This is a genomic window from Mesorhizobium sp. ESP-6-2 (genome assembly GCF_020164675.1).
Taxonomy (GTDB): Bacteria; Pseudomonadota; Alphaproteobacteria; order Rhizobiales; family Rhizobiaceae; genus Mesorhizobium.
The window spans coordinates 862691-882209 of sequence record NZ_JAIUGT010000001.1 but is presented as its reverse complement, the minus strand read 5'-3'; the positions used below and the strand labels follow the sequence as shown (position 1 = coordinate 882209).

Annotated in this window: 15 protein-coding genes; 11 read left to right on the top strand and 4 right to left on the bottom strand. The window is 64.6% G+C overall.

Annotated elements, in window-relative coordinates; genetic code table 11:
- Positions 1-56: 56 nt before the first annotated feature.
- Positions 57-974 carry an AraC family transcriptional regulator gene (locus LB532_RS04340; RefSeq protein WP_140639278.1) on the bottom strand — a complete coding sequence of 306 codons (918 nt, stop codon included), beginning with the start codon at positions 972-974 and terminating at the stop codon, positions 57-59.
- 243 nt (positions 975-1217) lie between these two features.
- Between LB532_RS04340 and LB532_RS04335 the strand changes: the two genes are divergently transcribed.
- Positions 1218-2621 carry an MATE family efflux transporter gene (locus LB532_RS04335; protein WP_140639279.1) on the top strand — a complete coding sequence of 468 codons (1404 nt, stop codon included), beginning with the start codon at positions 1218-1220 and terminating at the stop codon, positions 2619-2621.
- A 47-nt stretch (positions 2622-2668) separates the two neighbouring features.
- Here LB532_RS04335 and speB read toward each other — a convergent pair whose 3' ends face one another.
- Positions 2669-3724 carry an agmatinase gene (speB, locus tag LB532_RS04330; RefSeq protein ID WP_140639280.1) on the bottom strand — a complete coding sequence of 352 codons (1056 nt, stop codon included), beginning with the start codon at positions 3722-3724 and terminating at the stop codon, positions 2669-2671.
- A gap of 192 nt (positions 3725-3916) precedes the next feature.
- Here speB and pncB point away from each other — a divergent pair, with 192 nt between their 5' ends.
- The 7 genes from pncB (at position 3917) to LB532_RS04295 (ending at position 11683) form a co-directional block, all read left to right on the top strand.
- On the top strand, positions 3917-5221 hold the full coding sequence (pncB, locus tag LB532_RS04325) for a nicotinate phosphoribosyltransferase (protein WP_140639281.1): 1305 nt from the start codon (positions 3917-3919) through the stop codon (positions 5219-5221).
- A 185-nt stretch (positions 5222-5406) separates the two neighbouring features.
- Positions 5407-6843, top strand: coding sequence for a hypothetical protein (locus LB532_RS04320; protein WP_140639282.1), 1437 nt, complete (start codon positions 5407-5409; stop codon positions 6841-6843).
- Between the two features lie 156 nt (positions 6844-6999).
- Positions 7000-8304 carry an ABC transporter substrate-binding protein gene (locus LB532_RS04315; RefSeq protein ID WP_140639283.1) on the top strand — a complete coding sequence of 435 codons (1305 nt, stop codon included), beginning with the start codon at positions 7000-7002 and terminating at the stop codon, positions 8302-8304.
- Between the two features lie 97 nt (positions 8305-8401).
- The gene (locus tag LB532_RS04310; RefSeq protein ID WP_140639284.1) at positions 8402-9283 is read left to right on the top strand and encodes a branched-chain amino acid ABC transporter permease; all 882 of its coding nucleotides are present in this window, start codon (positions 8402-8404) and stop codon (positions 9281-9283) included.
- Complete coding sequence (locus LB532_RS04305) at positions 9280-10242, top strand: branched-chain amino acid ABC transporter permease (protein ID WP_140639285.1); 963 nt, start codon at positions 9280-9282, stop codon at positions 10240-10242. Before LB532_RS04310 ends, LB532_RS04305 begins: the two co-directional genes overlap by 4 nt.
- Complete coding sequence (locus tag LB532_RS04300) at positions 10239-10964, top strand: ABC transporter ATP-binding protein (protein ID WP_140639286.1); 726 nt, start codon at positions 10239-10241, stop codon at positions 10962-10964. Before LB532_RS04305 ends, LB532_RS04300 begins: the two co-directional genes overlap by 4 nt.
- A complete protein-coding gene (locus tag LB532_RS04295; protein ID WP_140639287.1) occupies positions 10961-11683 on the top strand; it encodes an ABC transporter ATP-binding protein in 723 nt (240 codons plus the stop codon). Before LB532_RS04300 ends, LB532_RS04295 begins: the two co-directional genes overlap by 4 nt.
- A 48-nt stretch (positions 11684-11731) precedes the next feature.
- Here LB532_RS04295 and LB532_RS04290 read toward each other — a convergent pair whose 3' ends face one another.
- Both LB532_RS04290 and pncA read right to left on the bottom strand, forming a co-directional pair.
- Positions 11732-13114: a sodium:proton antiporter gene (locus LB532_RS04290; RefSeq protein ID WP_140639568.1), complete on the bottom strand. Its 1383-nt coding sequence runs from the start codon at positions 13112-13114 to the stop codon at positions 11732-11734.
- Positions 13115-13193: 79 nt separating this feature from the next.
- The gene (gene pncA / locus LB532_RS04285) at positions 13194-13808 is read right to left on the bottom strand and encodes a bifunctional nicotinamidase/pyrazinamidase (RefSeq protein WP_140639288.1); all 615 of its coding nucleotides are present in this window, start codon (positions 13806-13808) and stop codon (positions 13194-13196) included.
- A gap of 331 nt (positions 13809-14139) precedes the next feature.
- Here pncA and LB532_RS04280 point away from each other — a divergent pair, with 331 nt between their 5' ends.
- Genes LB532_RS04280 through LB532_RS04270 form a run of 3 tightly spaced genes read left to right on the top strand, consistent with a single transcriptional unit; the run spans position 14140 to position 19519 of the window.
- Complete coding sequence (locus LB532_RS04280) at positions 14140-15000, top strand: FAD binding domain-containing protein (protein ID WP_140639289.1); 861 nt, start codon at positions 14140-14142, stop codon at positions 14998-15000.
- Positions 14997-17981: a molybdopterin-dependent oxidoreductase gene (locus LB532_RS04275; protein WP_224556391.1), complete on the top strand. Its 2985-nt coding sequence runs from the start codon at positions 14997-14999 to the stop codon at positions 17979-17981. Before LB532_RS04280 ends, LB532_RS04275 begins: the two co-directional genes overlap by 4 nt.
- On the top strand, positions 17978-19519 hold the full coding sequence (locus LB532_RS04270) for a 6-hydroxynicotinate reductase (RefSeq protein WP_140639290.1): 1542 nt from the start codon (positions 17978-17980) through the stop codon (positions 19517-19519). Before LB532_RS04275 ends, LB532_RS04270 begins: the two co-directional genes overlap by 4 nt.

The following is a 19519-nucleotide window of genomic DNA, read 5'->3' as shown; positions in this document are numbered from 1 at the left end:
GGCCAATCTCACATGAGTATCGATCGGACTCGGGGACGGTGGTTTTTAGGGCGTGCTTACGCGCGCATCGCCAGCCGCTGCCGCGACAGCTTGCGATAGGATGACGGCGTCATCTTGTGCTTGCGCATGAAGGCGCGGTTGAAATTGGAGATGTTCATGTAGCCGACCTGGAAACAGATGTCGGTGATCGGAATATCGGTATCGGCCAGCAGCTTGCAGGCCTGCCACAGCCTCAGCTTGGCAAGGTGGTCACTGAAGGAATTGCCGGTGTTCTTCTGGAAGAAGCGCGAGAATGTGCTCTCGGTCATTCCCGCGAGCGCCGCCACATCAGGCAGCTTCAGATCTTCGGCGAAATGCTGAAACAGATAGGTCAGCGTACGCTGGATGATGTCGAGCGAGGCGGCATCCAGAACAGGAGAGAAATCCGGCGAAGACAACAGCTCGTATTCGTCGGTCCTGGCGAGGAGATCGACGAGGTTCAGGAACAGGCAGAACCTGGTTAGCCCGCTGACCTCCCCCATCCGTTCCATCAGCTCGGCGCCTTCCAATGCCGTGCGGCCATGAAAAACCATGCCGCGCAGCGACCGCTCCAGGAACGGTTCCAATTCGCGCAGTTCGGGCAACAGGCCAGCCGACCCGCGCAGCCTCTCGGCATCGAACTGGAGGACGATGTCGCGGCCTTCGATCAGCTCGCCCGGCTGCACCGCCGTCACCCAATCATGCGGCAGCCCGCCGCCGACGATGGTGAGATAACCCGGTCCGAATTCGCCGATGTGGTCGCCGACCAGCACGACGCCGGAGGATTTTCGCAAGAGGTGGATTTCGTACTCCGGATGGAAATTCCAGACATTGCGCTCCCAGGGATAGTCGTCCAGCCGCCACAGGAAACTGTCGCTCGCCTCGGTGACGATATGTTCGAAGGCCGGCGCTGTGCGCGGGATAGCGGCCGTGTTCTTCCTGCGCCTGAACGGCATCCGATCCTCCCGGCAATGCGCCGGCATTCCAATCTCACCGCATTCCTAGCAGCAGCCGATAGCCAAGTGAACGCGAGCCGGCGATTGCGGTTTGCCTCTGGCTCAATCGCTCGCCATCCCTCCTCCCTTGCCATCATGTCGCATTTCGTTCAAAAGGCGACGCAAACGACGCCATTTTGCGCCGTTTGCCGTGCGGCTTCCGGGCCTGGTCCCGACGCGCCGTGTTCTGAAAGAGCGGAAACAATGTCTGCGATCGAAGCCGGCGCTCGCGCGCCGGAAAATCTTTGGCGTCAGGAAATCAGGGCGACGCTGGCGCTCGCCTGGCCGATGGTGCTGACCAATCTCGGCCAGACCGCCATGACGGCCACCGACGTCATGATGATGGGCAGACTGGGGGCGGACACGCTGGCCAGCGGCGCGCTTGGCGCCAATCTCTATTTCATGCCGCTGATCTTCGGCCTCGGCCTGATGCTGGCGACCTCGCCGATGATGGCGACCGAGCTCGGCCGCCGCCGTCATTCGGTGCGCGACCTGCGCCGCACCGTGCGCCAGGGCCTGTGGCTGGCGATCCTCATCTGCATCCCGATCTGGATCTTTCTCTGGCACGGCGAGAGCGTGCTGCTCGCCATGGGCCAGGAGCCCGCTCTGGCGCACAGCGCCGGCATCTACCTGCGCTGGCTGGAATGGGCGGTGCTGCCCTTCTACGGCTATATCGTGCTGCGTTCCTTCATATCGGCGCTGGAGCGGCCGGGCTGGGCATTGATAATCGTCTTTGTCGCCGTCGCCTGCAACGCGCTCTTCAACTGGGTGTTCATGTTCGGCAATCTCGGCGTCCCGGCCATGGGCATATCAGGCTCGGGCCTTGCCACCTCGCTGTCCTCAACGCTGATGTTCGTCGGCATGGCCGCCGTGGTGATGTGGGAGAAGAAATTCAGGCGCTATCATCTGTTCGGCCGCTTCTGGCGGTCCGACTGGCCGCGCTTCAAGGGCCTGCTACGGCTTGGCCTGCCGATCGCCGGCATCCTTGCTTTCGAGGTGACGATCTTCAATGCCGCGGCGCTGCTGATGGGGCTGATCGACGCGGATTCGCTTGCCGCGCACGCCATCGCCATCCAGATCGCCTCGATCTCCTTCATGGTGCCGCTCGGCCTCAACCAGGCGGTGACGGTGCGCGTCGGACTTGCGCATGGCGCCGGCAATCGCGAAGGCGTCTCGCGCGCCGGCTGGACCGCCTTCGTCATCGGCGTCTCGTTCATGGCCCTGATGGGCCTGGTAATGATCCTGTGGCCGCATCTCTTGATCAGCGCCTTCATCGATCTGACCAATCCGGCCAATGCCAGAGTGATCACGCTTGCCGTATCGTTCCTGGTCTTCGCGGCCCTGTTCCAGGTCTTCGACGGCGCGCAAGCGGTTGCCGCCGGCATGCTGCGCGGCCTGCACGACACCAAGGTGCCGATGATCTATGCCGCCATCGGCTATTGGGGCGTCGGCCTGCCGCTCGGCGTGCTGCTCGCCTTCCCGTTCGGCTTCCACGGCATCGGCATCTGGATCGGGCTGTCCAGCGGACTGGCGGTGGTGGCGGCACTGCTTCTGGCGCGCTGGCTGCGGCGCGACCGCCTGGCGCCGCCTTTGGTGTTCGGGCATTGATGAGAGGGCCGCCGGGGTGTCCGGCGGCCTTTCCGTCATTGTCGGCGTCAGCTGCTTTCGAGCGCCGGGCTGAACACCATCAGGCTCAGGATCTCGAACAGTACCTGCGCGCCGGCATGCGCGGTGTTGGTGGTGGCGTCATATTGCGGCGCCACCTCGACAACGTCGCCGCCGACGATATTGAGGCCTTTGAGGCCGCGCAGGAGTTCGAGAACTTCCCGCGTGGTCAGCCCGCCGACTTCGGGCGTGCCGGTGCCCGGCGCGAAGGCCGGATCGATGCTGTCGATGTCGAACGAGACATAGGTCGGCCCGTCGCCAACAATCTTGCGCGCCTTCTCGATGATCGCCGGGATACCGAGACCGGTGATCTCCTCTGCATGAACCACCGTCATGCCGGACTCGTAAGTGAACTCCCACAGATATTCGGCTGAGCCGCGTATGCCGATCTGGATGGTGCGCGTCGGATCGAGCACGCCGTCCAGCACCGCGTTGCGGAACGGGCCGCCGTGGTGGAACTTGGTCATGTCGAACAGGCCGCTGGTGTCGCAATGGGCGTCGATGTGAATAAGGCCGACCGGCGCCTTCTTGCCGACCGCCTTGAGAATCGGGTGCGTGATCGAATGGTCGCCGCCGACCGAGAGCGGCATGACGCCGGCGTCGACGATCTGGTTGATGCGCCGCTCGATATCCTCATGGCTGGTCTCCAGCCGGTAGCGGCTCCGGAACGGCACGTCGCCAATGTCGGCGACCCTCAGCTCATGCGTCGGGGCGCATTCCAGCACGTGATTGTAGGGGCCGATGCGCTCAATTGCCCGCAATGCTCGCGGCCCAAAGCGCGAGCCCGGCCGGTTGGTGACGCCGAGATCCATCGGCACGCCTGTCATCGCCACCTGCAAATCGCCGAAATCCGGGTTGTCGGCCGATATTTCACGATAGGGCGCGGCGAGGAAGGTGGGGATACCGGAATAGGGCGCAAGCCGCGTGCCCGACTTGGAGAAGATCTTGTCGGCGACCTTGCGGAACTTCGGGTCGAACATCTCGCCGCCATGGCTCTCGCCATATTTGCGGCGCAACGCGTCGAGCTTGCCGCTGTCATAACCCATGTCGGTTCCTCCTATCTGTCTCTCCGGAGTGTCCGGTAGCGCCTTGGAAAAATCAATTGCGTTCGGATGGGTTGGCTGCCGCAGGCCTTTCTTTTTGTCGGGCCAGCCTGAAAGCGGCAGCGCTTTTGCCAATTCGATGCTATGAGGCCTGTCGCGATCATGGGCGGCAGGCAGCGAAGGCGGTAACGAGACATGGCCAGGACCGATATTGCGCGGCGCGTCTACAACCATACCTGGAAGCTCGACCCGATCGTGCGCAGCCTGCTCGACACGGATTTCTACAAGCTTCTGATGCTGCAGATGATCTGGGGCATGTATCCCAAGGTCGACGCCACCTTTTCGCTGATCAACCGCACCACTTCGGTGCGGCTGGCCGAGGAGATCGACGAAGGCGAGTTGCGCGAACAGCTCGACCACGCCCGCACCTTGCGCTTCTCCAAGAAGGAGATGATCTGGCTGGGCGGCAACAATTTCTATGGCCGCAAGCAGATATTCGAGCCGGAATTCCTGGCCTGGCTGGAGAATTTCCGGCTGCCCGACTACGAGCTTTCCAGGCGCGGCGGGCAGTATGAACTCTCCTTCAGCGGCCCGTGGATGTACACCACGCTTTGGGAGATTCCCGCACTCGCCATCATCAACGAATTGCGCTCGCGCGCCGCCTTGCGGTCGTTCGGGCCTTTCACGCTCGACGTGCTCTACGCCCGCGCCAAAGCCAAGATGTGGGCCAAGACCGAACGGCTGAAGGCGCTGCCCGGCATCCGTATTTCCGACTTCGGCACGCGCCGGCGCCATTCCTTCCTGTGGCAGCGCTGGTGCGTGGAAGCGCTGAAGGAAGGCATCGGCGAGGCTTTCACCGGCACCTCCAACGTGCTGCTGGCCATGGACAACGACCTCGAGGCGCTGGGCACCAACGCGCATGAACTGCCGATGGTCTTCGGAGCGCTGGCCAATTCGGAAAAGGAATTGAAACAGGCGCCCTACAAGGTGCTGCAGGATTGGCAGCGCTACTATGGCGGCAATTTGCTGATCGTGCTGCCCGACGCCTTCGGCACGGCTTCCTTCCTGCGCGACGCGCCGGACTGGGTGGCCGACTGGACCGGCTTTCGCCCCGACAGCGCGCCACCGATCGAGGGCGGCGAGAAGATCCTGTCCTGGTGGCGCGAGAAGGGCAAGGACCCCAGGCAGAAGCTGCTGATCTTCTCCGACGGGCTCGAGGTCGAAACCATCGAGGAGACCTACCGCCACTTCAAGGGCAAGGTGCGCATGTCCTTCGGCTGGGGCACAAACCTCACCAATGATTTCGAAGGCTGCGCGCCGACGCAAACCGACAGCCTCGACGCCATATCGCTGGTCTGCAAGGTCACCGAGGCCAACGGAAAGCCGGCGGTCAAGCTGTCCGACAATCCGGCCAAGGCGACGGGCGACCCCAGAGAAATCGAGCGCTATTTGCGCATCTTCGGCGAAAAGGACCGGGTGGAGCAGTTGGTCAAGGTGTGAGGTTGAGGGCTCGCAGCGGAGTGGAAAACCTGGATAGGTTGAGTTCCGTCGCGCCCCCCTCTGTCCTGCCGGACATCTCCCCCACGAGGGGGGAGATTGGCTGTTATCCAAACCTTCGCCGATCTCAAACATCGAATGAAAAGCGCCGATCGAGCGAACTGCCGATCTCCCCCCAAGTGGGGGAGATGTCCGGCAGGACAGAGGAGGGCGCCGTAGAGTGCTTCCGTCTGTCGGTACTCATCCTGTTTGCCGCATTGTGGTTCCTCTCACCCAATCCCGCCTTCGCCCACGCCTCCGACCGCGGGCATGTCCTGCTTCTGCCCACCGGCTATTATTTCGTCGGCGGCGCCTTCGCCGTCGCCATCAGTTTCCTCATCCTTGCATTGCTGCCGCCCGAAGTGCCGGACCGCTTCTGGCGCCGCCGCCTGCCGTTTTTCAGCTTCACCGACAGCGCCCGCGTCGCCGTCAGCCTGATATCGTTTGCCGGCTTTGCAATCGTACTCACCGCCGGCTTTCTCGGCAGCCGCGATCCGCTCTCCAACCCGCTGCCTCTGGTGATCTGGACACTGCTGTGGGCCGGCGGCACGCTGCTGCAAGGCCTGTTTGGCGATCTCTGGTCGTGGCTCAATCCGTGGTATGGGCCATGGCGCCTCGTCTCGCGCCTAACCACTCGAGGCGACGAAGAGGTGCGCCTTCCCCGCTGGCTCGGCTGCTGGCCGGCAGTCATCCTGTTCCTGGCCTTTGCCTGGTTCGAACTCATCGATCCGGCGCCCGACGACCCCGCACGGCTTGCCTTCGCCGCCGGCCTTTATTGGCTATTCACCTTCATCGCGATGTTGCTGTTCGGCTACCGGAACTGGAGCCGGAGTGGCGAATTCTTGACTATCTTCTTCTCCATGGTGGCGCGCTTCGCGCCGGTCGAGCGTGATGAGAAAGGCAGGCTCGGCCTGTGCTGGCCGGGCGCCAAGCTGCTGAGCGCCGCGCCTTTGCCGGCAAGCGGCGTGGCCTTCCTGCTGCTCGCCCTGTCCTCCGTTTCCTATGACGGCCTGTCGAAGACCTTCTTCTGGCTGGGCCTGTTCGGTATCAATCCGCTGGAATTCCCCGGCCGCACGGCGGTGACCGGGAGCGGCAGTTTCGGCCTCGTCCTGACATTCGTGCTGCTTGCGACGGTCTTCCTGCTTGCCGTGGTCGTCGGCCAGAAGCTCGCCGGCGGCGGCCATAGGCTTGGCGAGACGGCGGGACTGTTGGTCTGGTCGATCGTGCCGATCGCGCTTGCCTACCATGTCGCGCATTACCTGACGGCGCTGCTGGTCGACGGCCAATATGCGCTTGCAGCGCTGTCCGATCCATTCGCGCTCGGCTGGAACCTTTTCGGCACCGCCGACATGCAGATCGAGGCCGGCATCGTCGCCGGCGCGGGCTCGGCATGGTGGCTGTGGAACGTCCAGGCCGGCGCCATCATAACAGGTCACCTGCTTGCCGTGCTCGTCGCCCACGGCTTCGCCGCGCGGCTGCACCCGGTTGCCTTCCGCGCCGCGCTCAGCCAGTTTCCGCTCACCTTGCTGATGATCGCCTACACCGTCTTCGGCCTCTGGCTGCTCGCCACACCGACCGTTGGCTAGTCGCGGCGGAAATAAACCGGGATCCGCCCGGGGAAACGGCATTGCCGTGTCCGGGCTTTGGTGATTTAGTTTGTACACATGCAATTTCGGCCATCCGCAGGGGGCGGCCTGCTACGTTCCAGCCATTGGTCAAAACTCAAAAACAGGGGAACTGCCGTGACTGACAAGAATGGGTTTTTCGATCTTTCCAAGGCCGGCCTCACCCGCCGCACCGCGCTGAAGGGTCTCGCCGCCGGCGCCGGCCTGGCGGTCGCGCCCGGTTTCGTCCGCTACTCCCAGGCGCAAAGCTCCGCCCCGGTCAAGATCGGCTTCCAGTCGCACCGAACCGGCATCGGCGCCGCCTATGGCCGCTGGTACGAGAAGACCACGGCCGCAGCGGTCAAGGCGATCAACGCGGCCGGCGGCATCAATGGCCGGCCGGTAGAGGTCATCATCGAGGATGACGGCACCGATCCCGGCCGCGGCGCCGAGGTGGTCGGCAAGTTCGCCACCCAGCACAAGACCGACATCGTCTTCGGCACCTTGTTCTCGCATGTCGTCATCGGCTCGGCACCCGCCGCCGGTGAAGCCAAGATGCCCTATTTCGTCGTCAGCGAAGGCCACCATGTCGCCTCGACCAAGCTCAACCGTTATGTCTTCCAGCCCGGCATCACCGACGTGAAGAGCCAGATCCAGTCGATGGCACCGTGGATCGCGGCCAATGCCGGCAAGAGGGTGACGCAGATCTTCCCCGATTTCGCTTTCGGCTACGACCACCGCGACTACCTCCCGCCGGCGCTGAAGGCGCAAGGCGCAGAGGTCATCGCGCAAATCGCCATTCCACCGACGGAGAGCTCCTTCACCAAATACTTCCCGCAGATTCCGGCCGAGACCGAGGTGATCTACCACGTCATGGTCGGCCCGGCTGTGCTCACCTTCGTCAAGGAGCTCGGCGAGTTCTACGGCTCCAACCGGCCGCAGCTGTTCGGCTTCATCGATTCGCTCGAAGCAGTCGACATCAACAGCCCCGGGCTCGAATTCCTGGACGGCAGTCATTTCTGGGAAGGCTCGCCGCGTTATGCCCAGGCGGACGATTCCGAGGCGCAGAAGGCCTATCGCGCCGCCGTCGGCATCGACGACAATGGCGCGGCCGTCGGCGACCCCAAGGATGTCTCCACCGCCGCGCACATGTTCGGCTGCTGGGAGACGCTCTACGTCGTCAAGAAGGCGATGGAAGACGCCGGCTACAAGGGCCCGGAAGACCGCGTCAAGCTGGTCGAGGCGACCGAGGCGCTCACCGAATTCGCCGAAGGCCCGGAGCATCCGCAGGGGCCAAAAACCTTCAACGGCAAGATCCACCAGTGCTTCGGCATCCAGAACATCTCCAAGGTCGAAGGCGGCAAGCTCAAGGTGGTGCACAAGACCAAGATCGAGGACGGGCTTTACGAGGCCGAGGGGGATTATACGACGCAGGCGCTCTAGGTTGGCTTCTCCAGCGAGCGTGAGTGCGATGCGTACCCCCCTCTGCCCGGTAGGGCAGAGGGGGGTACGCCTCGCGCCTACCTTGGGTATTTAGCCCATGCACTTCGGCCCCCACCTCCTGCTTGCCGCCCTAGAAGGCCTCGTTACATCAGCCGTGCTGGCGCTGACCGCGCTCGGCCTGTCGCTGGTGTTCGGCGTCATGCGCGTCGTCAATGTCGCGCATGGCGAATTCTTCATGCTTGGAGCCGTGCTCGCCTGGGCGATCACCACGGCGATATCGGGCCATCCGGCGCTCGGGTTCCTGGCGGCGCTGGTGATCGCGCCGCTGATCGTCGGCGCCATTGCGCTGGTGGCCGAGCGGCTGGTGCTACGCCGGCTGAACTACAATCCGGAAGCCACCATCGTCGCCACCATCGGCATGCTCTACATCATCCAGCAGCTGGCGCTGACCTTCTATGGTCCGGAAGCGCGCCCGGTGGAGCCGCCCTTCAGCTACCGCATCCTTTTGCCGTGGTTCGGCTATTCAGGTTACAAGCTATCGATCATCGCGGCATCCGCCCTTCTGCTCGTCGTGACATGGCTGGTGCTGACGCGCACCAGGATCGGCCTCGTCATGCGTGCCACGCAGTATGACAGCGAGACGGCGCAGGCTTTCGGCATTCCGGTCGATCGCGTCTATGGCGGCGTCTTCGCGCTCGGCGCCGTGCTCGCGGCCATTGCGGCGGTGCTGATCGTGCCGATCAGCCAGGCGCATTACCTGATGGGGCAGGATCCGCTGCTGCTTTCCTTCATCGTCGTCATCATCGGCGGTCTCGGCTCGCTGCGCGGAACCGTCATCGCCGCCGTGCTGATCGGGCTGTCGGACGGCATCATCTCGGTGTTCTTCTCGCCGACGCTGGCCAAGATCATCGCCACGCTGCTGGTCGCCATGGTGCTAGTGTTCCGGCCGCAGGGCCTGTTCGGGACGGCGACGCGATGAGCGAGACCTCGCCGGCAAAAGCCTACGGCCTCCATTTCGGCGCCATCGCGCTGCTTTTTGTCCTGAGCTTCGTGCTGCCGGATTATCATCACGGCCTCGTCGCCCGCATCATGGTGCTGGCGGTTTTCGCCATGGGCTACAACTTGCTGTTCGGCTATGTCGGACTGCTCAGTCTCGGTCATGCCATGTTCTTTGCCGCCGGCCTCTACGGCGCCGGCCTTGCCGTCATCCAGCTCGGCTGGAGCGTACCGGCGGCTTTGTTGAGCGGCATCGCCTGCGGCGCGGTGCTGGCGCTGGTGATCGGGCTGCTGGCGCTGCGCACCACGGGTGTCGCCTTCATGATCGTCACCATGATGTTCGCGCAGGTCTTTTACCTCCTCATCCTCTATTTTGCCGCGTGGACCGGCGGCGACCAGGGCATGGTGGTGCCGCAGCCGGCACGCGTCCTGAATTTCGGCGCGATGTCGCTCGATCTCACCCATCCGACGGTGCGCTACATGAGCGCGCTGGCGCTGTTCTCGCTCGTGCTTCTGGTCACACTGGCCGTCGTCCGCTCCCGATACGGCCGCGTGCTGGTCGCCATCCGCGAAAACGAGGAACGGACCAAAATGCTGGGTTACGATACATTCTCCAACAAGCTCGCCGCCGTGGTCGTCTCAGGCACGATCTGCGCGGCGTCGGGCGCGGCCTATGCGCTGCTGTTCGGCTATGTCGGCTCGAGCTTCGCCTCGGTACAGTACTCGATCCTGCCGCTGCTTTGGGTGCTGCTCGGCGGCGCCGCCACCACGCTCGGACCGCTGATCGGCACGCTGTTCATGTACTATGTCATCGACATCACCAGCGGCTTCACCTCCGCCTACCTGTTGATCGTCGGGGTCGCGTTGATCCTGCTGGTGCTGTTCTTCCCGAAAGGCATTCTGGGCAGCATCCGGCAGCGCTGGCTTGGATGGCTGCCATGACGCCGCTTCTGACCACCAAAGGCCTGTCGCGCAATTTCGGCGGCCTGCGCGCCGTCGACAGCGTCGATTTCACCTTGGTGCCGGGCGAAATCCGCGCTGTCATCGGCCCCAACGGTGCCGGAAAGACCACTTTCGTCAGCCTGATCAGCGGCCGTATCCCGCCCTCGTCCGGATCGATCGTTTTCGACGGCTCCGACATCACCGGCCTGCCGGCCTATGTCAGGGTCCGCCAGGGCATTGCCTACACGTTCCAGATCACCAGCATCTATGCCAACCTGTCCGTTTACGCCAACATCGCGCTGCCCGTGCAACTGACGCTGCGGCATGGCCATTCCAAGAGCGCGATACGGGCCGCTGTCATGTCGGCGCTCGCACGCACCGGGCTGGCCGACCGTGCCCATATGCCGGCCGGTCAATTGTCCTATGGCCACCAGCGCCTGCTGGAGGTGGCGATGGGCCTGGCGCTGAAGCCGCGCCTGCTGATCCTCGACGAGCCGACGCAGGGGCTCGCCGACAGCGAGATCGACAATTTTATCGCCCTGGTGCGCGAGATCGCCAGGGACGCCACCGTGCTCCTGATCGAGCACAACATGCCTGTCGTCATGCAGCTTGCCGACCGCATCACCGTTTTCAACGCCGGCAAGATCCTGGCAGAGGGCACGCCGGAGGCGATCCGCGAAAATGCGGCGGTGCAGGAAGCCTATCTGGGGACCGCCCCATGACCGAGACGAGCAAGACGCAAGCGTTGCGGATCGCGGGACTGGACTGCTTCTATGGCGAGGTCCAGGTGCTCTATGGCCTCGACCTGGTGCTGAACACGGGCGAGGTGTTGTGCTTGTTCGGCCGCAACGGCGCCGGCAAGACGACGACGCTGAAAGCCATCATGGGACTGGTCCGGGCCAATGCCGGTTCGATCAGCCTCGCTGGCCACGAATTGACCGGCCTGGCTGCCCACGAGGTGCCGAAAGCCGGCATCGCCTATGTGCCGCAAGGCAGGCGGCTGTTCGCCGAAATGACGGTGGCGGAGAACATCGAGATCGGGCTGATGGCGCGCGGCAAGGCGAAGGCCGTTCGCGAAAACGTGCTCGACCTGTTCCCGCTGCTGCGCCAGCGGCTCAGGCAGCGCTCGGGCACCTTGTCGGGCGGCGAGCAGCAGATGCTGGCCATGGCACGCGCGCTCTGCCTGGAACCACAGGTGCTGCTGCTCGACGAGCCGACCGAAGGGCTGATGCCGTCGATGATCGCAAAAATCCGCGAGACGGTGGCCAAGCTGCGCGAACGGGGCGTTTCCACCATCCTGGTGGAGCAGCGGGTCGACGCCGTGCTGTCGGTCGCCGACCGCGTCGCCTTCATCGAGAACGGCCGCAACCGCGAGACGGTCGACGTCGAGGCGTTGCGCGCCGACCCGTCGGCGGTCAGGCGCTATGTCGGCGTAGGCTGAGCATTATTCTCTCCTTCTGGAAGGCAAGGGCCTGGCGTCCTCGCCGGCTCACCCGAAGAACAGAAACCCTGCGACCAAAAAAGTCGGGATCAGCACCGCGCCCGACCATGCCATGTAGCCGAAAAAACCCGGCATGTTCACGCCGCGGTGCCGGGCAATGGCGTAGACCATGAAGTTCGGCGCATTGCCGATATAGGTGTTGGCGCCCATGAACACCGCGCCCGCCGAGATCGCCGCCAAGGTCGAAGCGAGCTCCGTCATCAGATGCCGAGGGGCGCCGCCGGCAAGCTCGAAAAACACCAGATAGGTCGGCGCATTGTCGAGGAAGGACGACAGCGCCCCGGTCAGCCAGAAATAGGCGAGATCGTTGGGCATGCCCTGCCCGGAGGTGACGAGCGCGACCAGAGGCGCCAGCGCGCCTTCATGGCCGGCCCTCAGGATGGCGACCACGGGCACGATGCAGATGAAGATGCCGGCGAACAGTTTCGCCACTTCCGCGATCGGCCCCCAGTTGAAGCCGTTCGCCTCGCGATACTCCTTGCGCGAGACGGCGAGCGAAACGAAGGCAAGCGCCAGGATGACGGCGTCGCGCACGAGGTTCTGCAGCTCGAGGTCCACCCCCTGGATGGAAAGACCGATGCCGGGCTTCCATGTGGCCGAAAGCAGGATCGCGCCGATCACGCCGGCCAGCAGCGGCAGGTTGGGCAGGCCGCGGATGCGCACCTTCGTGTCCGGCGTTGGGTCCTTGATCTTTGGCGCGCCCATTTCGCGGCGATGCAGCGTGATGTCGATCGCCAGGAAGACTGCGAGCACGACGACGCCGACGAACAGGGTCTCGCGCCAGAGGTTGGCGGTGGTCCAGAAGAAATCGACGCCGCGCAGGAAGCCGACGAATAGCGGCGGGTCGCCGAGCGGCGTCAGCGAACCGCCGATGTTGGACACCAGGAAGATGAAGAAGATGATGACATGGGCGTTGAACGCCCGGTTGTCATTGGCGCGGATGAGCGGCCGGATCAGGATCATCGAGGCGCCGGTAGTGCCGATGACGGAAGCGAGCAGGGCGCCGATGAGCAACAGCCCGGCATTGACCAATGGCGTGCCGTGGATGTTGCCGGCCACGAGAATGCCGCCCGAAATGGTGAACAGCGCGAACAGGAGAATGATGAACGACATGTATTCGGTGAGCAGCGCATGCAGCACCGCTTCCGTTGCCAGCGTCGTGCCGAAGGCCGATGCGAGCGGCACCACCACCAGAGCCGCCCAGAGCGCTGCGATCTTGCCGTAGTGATGCTCCCATAGATGGTTGAAAAGCAGCGGTCCCGTGGCGATCGACAGCAACAGCCCGGCAAAGGGCAGTGCCCACCACAGCGACATCGTCCGGCCTGGCAGGCCGTGTTCCTCCGCGGCGAAGACCGTTCCCGGAAACAGCATCGCGACAGCGACCACGGCGGCGCCTGCTGTCAAAGCTGTCGCTGTCGGTATGGACCCCCTCTTTGCCCCCACGATGCGATTAGTCCGCCGCGTGGTCTTCGAGCGTCACGCCTGCTTGGCGCATCCTTGCCAGCATCGTCTCGACGGAACCGTTGAGGTCGATCCCGCGGCAGGCATCGAGCCTGACAGTGGTTGTGAACCCCTGTTTGACCGCGTCGAGCGCCGAGAAGGCAACGCAGAAATCGGTCGCCAGGCCGACCAGGGTCAGCGTGTCGATGCCGCGCTCCCTGAGATAGCCGGCAAGGCCGGTCGGCGTTGTGTGGTCGTTCTCGAAGAAGGCCGAATAGCTGTCGATATCAGGCCGAAATCCCTTGCGGATGACGAGCTCGGCCTTGGTCCAGGCAAGACCCGAGTGAAAATCCGACCCGAGGCTGCCCTGGATGCAATGGTCCGGCCACAATGTCTGCTGGCCGTAGGGCATCTCAATGGTTTCGAAAGGCTGGGCGCCTGGATGGCTTGAGGCAAAGCTCGAATGGCCGGCTGGATGCCAGTCCTGCGTCAGCACCACATGGTCGGTTCGCCGGATCAGGTCGTTGACCAGCGGCACGATCTCGTCGCCGCCGGCCACTGCCAGCGCGCCGCCAGGGCAAAAATCGTTCTGCAGGTCGATGACGACAAGCGCTTCCTCGGCCATGGGGTTCCTTCCTGGCGGTATCGGGCTCGGGCCCCCAGGGGGATCCCGGCGAAAGAAAGCCGCTGGCGCGACCGAGAAAGAAACTTGACCAGATGGCGAGCCGCGTCAACCATTACAGCGTCGCACGTGCCCCCTGGACGCGCGAAGAGCGCTGCTGCACCTGGATTTACGCAAGACAAATGCGTGGCGGCGGTGGTCGTGCGGGTGCCTTGCAAACTCCGGCTTTGACAATTTCTGCCGACTTGATATCATTTGCATGCGAATGAATTTGAGCCGGGCCCAGACGCCGGCAAGTTCCCTCGGAAAGGCCCTTTTTCTGGGAAGGCAAAGCGTGATCCGTTACGCGAAACCCACCACGGTCGACGAGGCGCTCGCCCTGCTTGGCGAAGCTTCGTGGCGCATCCTTGCCGGCGGCACCGACTTCTACCCGGCGCAAGGCAGCAAGCCTTTCCGCGACAATGTGCTCGACATCAACGGGCTGGCGGCCCTGCGCGGCATTGCGGAGACCGAAACGCACTGGCGGATCGGCGCGCGCACCAGTTGGACCGATATCGTTCGCCATCCCTTGCCGCCAGCCTTCGATGCGCTGAAAGCGGCGGCGCGGGAGGTCGGGTCCGTTCAGATCCAGAATGTCGCCTCGATCGCCGGCAACCTCTGCAACGCTTCGCCGGCCGCGGATGGCGTGCCGGCGCTGCTGGTGCTCAATGCCGAGGTCGAACTGCGCTCGGCGCAAGCGATGCGCCACCTGCCGCTCGGGGAATTCGTCCTCGGCAATCGCCGCACGGACCTGCGGCCCGGCGAGATGGTTACCGCCATCCGCGTGCCGAAAACGGCCGGCACAGGTATGTCGGCTTTCGTCAAGCTCGGCGCGCGGCGCTATCTCGTCATCTCCATCGCCATGGCGGCGGCACGCCTGGTCGTGCAGGACGGCATCGTCGCGCAAGCGGCGGTCGCCGTCGGTTCCTGCTCGGCTGTCGCAAAGCGGCTCGGCGGGGTCGAGGCGGCCCTGCGCGGACTGGCGGCGGATCATGGACTGGCCGCAGCGGTTCTCGCCGCGCCGATGGAAGAGCTGTCGCCGATCGGCGACGTGCGCAGCAGCGCCGAATACCGGCAGGACGCGGCGCGCGAAATCGTTGTCCGCGCCGTGCTGGCGGCTGCGGGGCCGGTGAATGGTGACAGGGCGGCGGCATGAACAAAGCACAGCCTGACATCAGCCAAGGTCGACCCGGCGGAGCCCTTTCCGACAGTGACGCAGGTCAGCCCCGCCTCGCACGCGCCGAGATCACCTTCGCGGTCAATGGCGCCGCCGTCTCGGTCAACGTGCCACCGCTGCGCCGGCTGTCCTCGGTGCTGCGCGACGAATTGCTGCTGACGGGGACCAAGGTCGGCTGCGACGCCGGCGACTGCGGCGCCTGCACGGTGCTGGTCGATGGCGAACCGGTCTGCGCCTGCCTGATGCCGGCCGCGTCGGCCGCCGGGGCCTCGGTGACGACGGTCGAAGGGCTCGCCCATGGCCGGCTGTCGGCGCTGCAGGCCTCCTTCCTGGCACATGGCGCGGCGCAGTGCGGCATCTGCACGCCCGGCCTGCTGGTGGCGGCGACCGCCCTGCTGGACAAGAAAGCCAGGCCGAGCGAAATCGAGGTGCAGGATGCGCTGGGCGGCGTCCTCTGCCGTTGCACCGGGTACCGGAAGATCGTCGCTGCGGTGATGGAGGCAGGGCGGGAAGAACCATCAAACGACGGCGCCGCCCCTCATCCGTCTGCCGGCACCTTCTCCCCGTATAGTGACGGAGAGAAGGGAAGCGCTCCAGCGTCGGGTATCCCCTCTCCCCGTTCTTTACGGGGAGAGGGTGCGGGTGAGGGGCAGCGCCAGCTTCACCAATTGGATCGCGATCTTGACCGAAGAATGCCAGCCTCGGGCAACGCGGTCGGCTCCTCCCCGATCCGGCTCGATGGCGTGCCGAAGGTGACCGGCGGTGAAAAATTCGGCGGCGATTCCTTCCCGGCCGATGCGCTGGCGGTGCTGGTGATCCGCTCGCCGCACTACCATGCCAGCTTCGCCTTCGGCGACCTCGACGGCTGGACAAAAGCTCGTCCCGGCATCGCCGGTGTCTTTACGGCCGCCGATATCCCGGGAAAGAACTGTTTCGGCGTCATCGGTCCGTTCGCCGACCAGCCGGCTCTCGCCGAAGGCTTGGCGCGGTTTCGCGGCGAGGCGGTGGCGCTGGTGGCCGGCGAGCGTGAGGCGATGCTCGATCTCGACCTGTCGGATTTCCCGATTCGCTGGACCGAACTGCCACATCTGTTGCAGCCTTGCGAGGCACAGGCCGAAGGTGCGGCGCTGATCCATGCGAACCGCCCGGCCAACCTTCTGACCAAGGGTTTCGTCGAACGCGGCGATCCCGAGGCGGCGCTTGCCGATGCCGCCGTCATCGTGACCGGTGCGATCGAGACGTCCTATGTCGAGCATGCCTATATCGAGCCGGAAGCCGGCCATGCCTATATGGATGGCGACACGCTGGTCGTCGTCGCCTGCACGCAGGCGCCCTATATGGATCGCGACGAGACGGCGAAGGTGCTGGGCCTGCCCGTCGACAAGGTGCGCATCGTGCCGACCGCGACCGGCGGCGGTTTTGGTTCCAAACTCGACGTGTCCCTGCAACCGCTGATTGGCCTGGTGGCGATGAAGACCGGGCGACCGGCTTCGCTTGCCTACACACGCAATGAATCGATGATGTCGACCACCAAGCGTCATCCAGCCGAGATGAAAGCGACCATTGGAGCCGACGCCGAGGGTCATGTCACCGGCATGATTTTCTCAGGCGATTTCAACACCGGCGCCTATGCCAGCTGGGGACCGACGGTAGCCAACCGCGTGCCGGTGCATGCCTCCGGTCCCTATGCGACACCGCACTACCGCGCCGAAGGCCGCGCCATCCATACAAATGGGCCGATTTCCGGCGCCTTTCGCGGCTTCGGCGTGCCGCAGGCGACAATCATGCAGGAGACGCTGTATGACGAGCTGGCCGATAAGCTCGGGATTGACCGACTCGATTTTCGCTTGAAGAACTGCCTTCGGAACGGCTCCGAAACGGTTACCGGGCAAAGGCTGGAGTCCGGCGTCGGCATTGCCGAATGCCTCGATGTCCTGCGGCCGCATTGGTCGCGTGCAACGGCTGACGCGGATGCCTTCAACAGTGCCAACGTGGATAAAAAGCGCGGCGTCGGCATCGCGTCCTGCTGGTATGGCTGCGGCAACACCTCGCTACCCAATCCGTCGACCATCCGGGTCGGAATTGCGGCGTCAGGCGAGATCATCCTGCACCAGGGCGCCGTCGACATCGGCCAGGGCTCCAACACCGTCGTCACGCAAATCTGCGCCGACGCGCTCGGTCTGCCCCTGGAAAGGTTCCGGCTGAAAAACGCCGACACCGCGATCACTCCCGATGCCGGCAAGACCTCGGCCTCGCGCCAGACCTTCGTCACCGGCAAGGCGGCCGAGAAGGCGGGCCGTGCCTTGCGCGATGAGATCCTGCGTTTTGCCAATGTCTCGCAAAAGGCGTCGCTTCAACTCGACGGCCCGACGATTATCATCTGCGAGGGCGAAGCGATCCGCCGCGTCGATCTTGGCGCCCTCGAAGCGGATGCCGACGGCTTCGTCTTCCGCGCTGAGGAGACTTACGACCCGCCGACCTTGCCGCTCGACGCCAAGGGCCAGGGCAAGCCCTATGCGGTCTATGGTTACGGCGCGCAGATCGCCGAGCTCGAGGTCGACCTCAAGCTCGGCACGGTCAAGCTGGTCAAGATCACCGCCGCGCACGATGTCGGCAAGGCAATCAACCCGCTGCTGGTCGAGGGCCAGATCGAGGGCGGCATCGCGCAAGGCATCGGCATGGCGCTGATGGAAGAGTATATTCCCGGCCGCACCGAGAACCTGCACGATTATCTCATTCCAACCATCGGCGACGTGCCGCCGATCGAGACGGTATTGATCGAGGTGCCAGACCCGGAAGGGCCGTTCGGCGCCAAGGGCCTGGGTGAACATGTGCTGATCCCGACGGCGCCGGCGATCCTCAACGCCATCCGCCATGCGACCGGTATTGCGATCACCAAAGTTCCGGCGACGCCGACTCGCATCCGCGCCGCCATTCGCGAGAAGGAGGCATGCCGATGAGCGAGCTTGCCGAACGCTTCGAAACCCATGATCCCGGCGAGAAGCTGGTGGCGGAGAAGATCCGCTGCGATGCCTGCCCCGTGATGTGCTACATCGCAGATGGCCGCACCGGGGCTTGCGACCGCTACGGCAATGCCGGCGGCCGGATCGTGCGCATGGACCCGCTGACCATTCTCGATCATACCGCCGAGATCGACGGCGCTGTCGTGCCCTTCGTCGCAGAGGGCGAGGCCTGGGACGGCGAACTGGTCAACACCGGCCGCCGCTTCGTCACGGCGATCGGCGCCGGAACCACCTATCCCGACTACAAGCCGGCGCCCTTCATCGTCAGCCAGCAGGTCGAGGGCGTCGATCTCGTCACCGTCGTCACGGAGGGCATCTTCTCCTATTGCGGCGTCAAGGTGAAGATCGATACCGACCGTCATATCGGACCCGAAACGGCTGTCGTACGCTCGCAAGGCGAGGCGATCGGCCATGTCACGACGGGCGAATATGGCTCGCAGATGCTGTCGCTGGGCGGCGTGCATCATCTGACCGGCGGCTCCAAGGCTGAAGGCCGCGCCACCTGCGATGCGCTGCTCGATCTGTGCAACCGCAAGCCGGTGGAACTGACCATCGACGGCGGCGCCACTATAATAGTCGAAGCCGGCAAACCGCCTGTCATCGACGGCAAGCAGGAGCATCGCATGCGGGTCGGCTGCGGGTCGGCGACCATCGGCATGTTCGCCAGGCAATGGCGCGGGCTGGTCGACGAGGTGGTGGTGGTCGACGACCACATAACCGGCGTCGTCTCCGAGCATCAGGCCGGCAAGGTGCTGGGCTGGCAGGACACGGGGATAAAGATCATCGGCCGCCGCTCGACGCCTGGGCGCTATTTCAAGGTCTCCGAGCCCGGCCTCGGCTGGGGCGGCACCAGCATATCCGACCCGCTGTCGATCCTGGGCGAATGGAACGCCAGGAGGGGCGCGCGGCCCGGCCTGTCGCTGCTGATGGTTTCGACCACCGGCGAGCAGTTCGCCTATTACGAGCTCGACGACGATCTGAAGCCGGTCGAAAAACCGTTTCCCGAGCGACTGCGAAAATCCGTAGGGCTGATCGAGGACAATTGCGAGCCGGCGCTGTGCACCGTGCTGTTCGTCGGCGGCGCCGGCGGCTCGCTGCGCGCCGGCGTCACCGAAAATCCGGTCAACCTGACCCGTTCCGTGCAGGGCCTGACCACCTATGTGACGGTCGGCGGCGCGCCGGTCTATGTCTGGCCGGGCGGCGGCATCACCCTGATGGTGGATGTGATGCGTGTGCCGGAAGGCGCCTTCGGCTATGTGCCGACGCCGGCGCTGGTGGCGCCGATCGAATTCACGCTGCGCCGCGACGATTATATCAGGCTCGGTGGCTACGAAGCCGAGATCCGCAGCGTCGAGGATGTCGTCGCCAAGGGCGGCGAGTACCTGAACGCGCGCCAGGGCGGCGGTGCGCCGGCCGGCAATCCGTGGCCGCCGCTGGCGCAGTTGCGGCGCGCGCCCGCGAACGGGGCCTCGTGA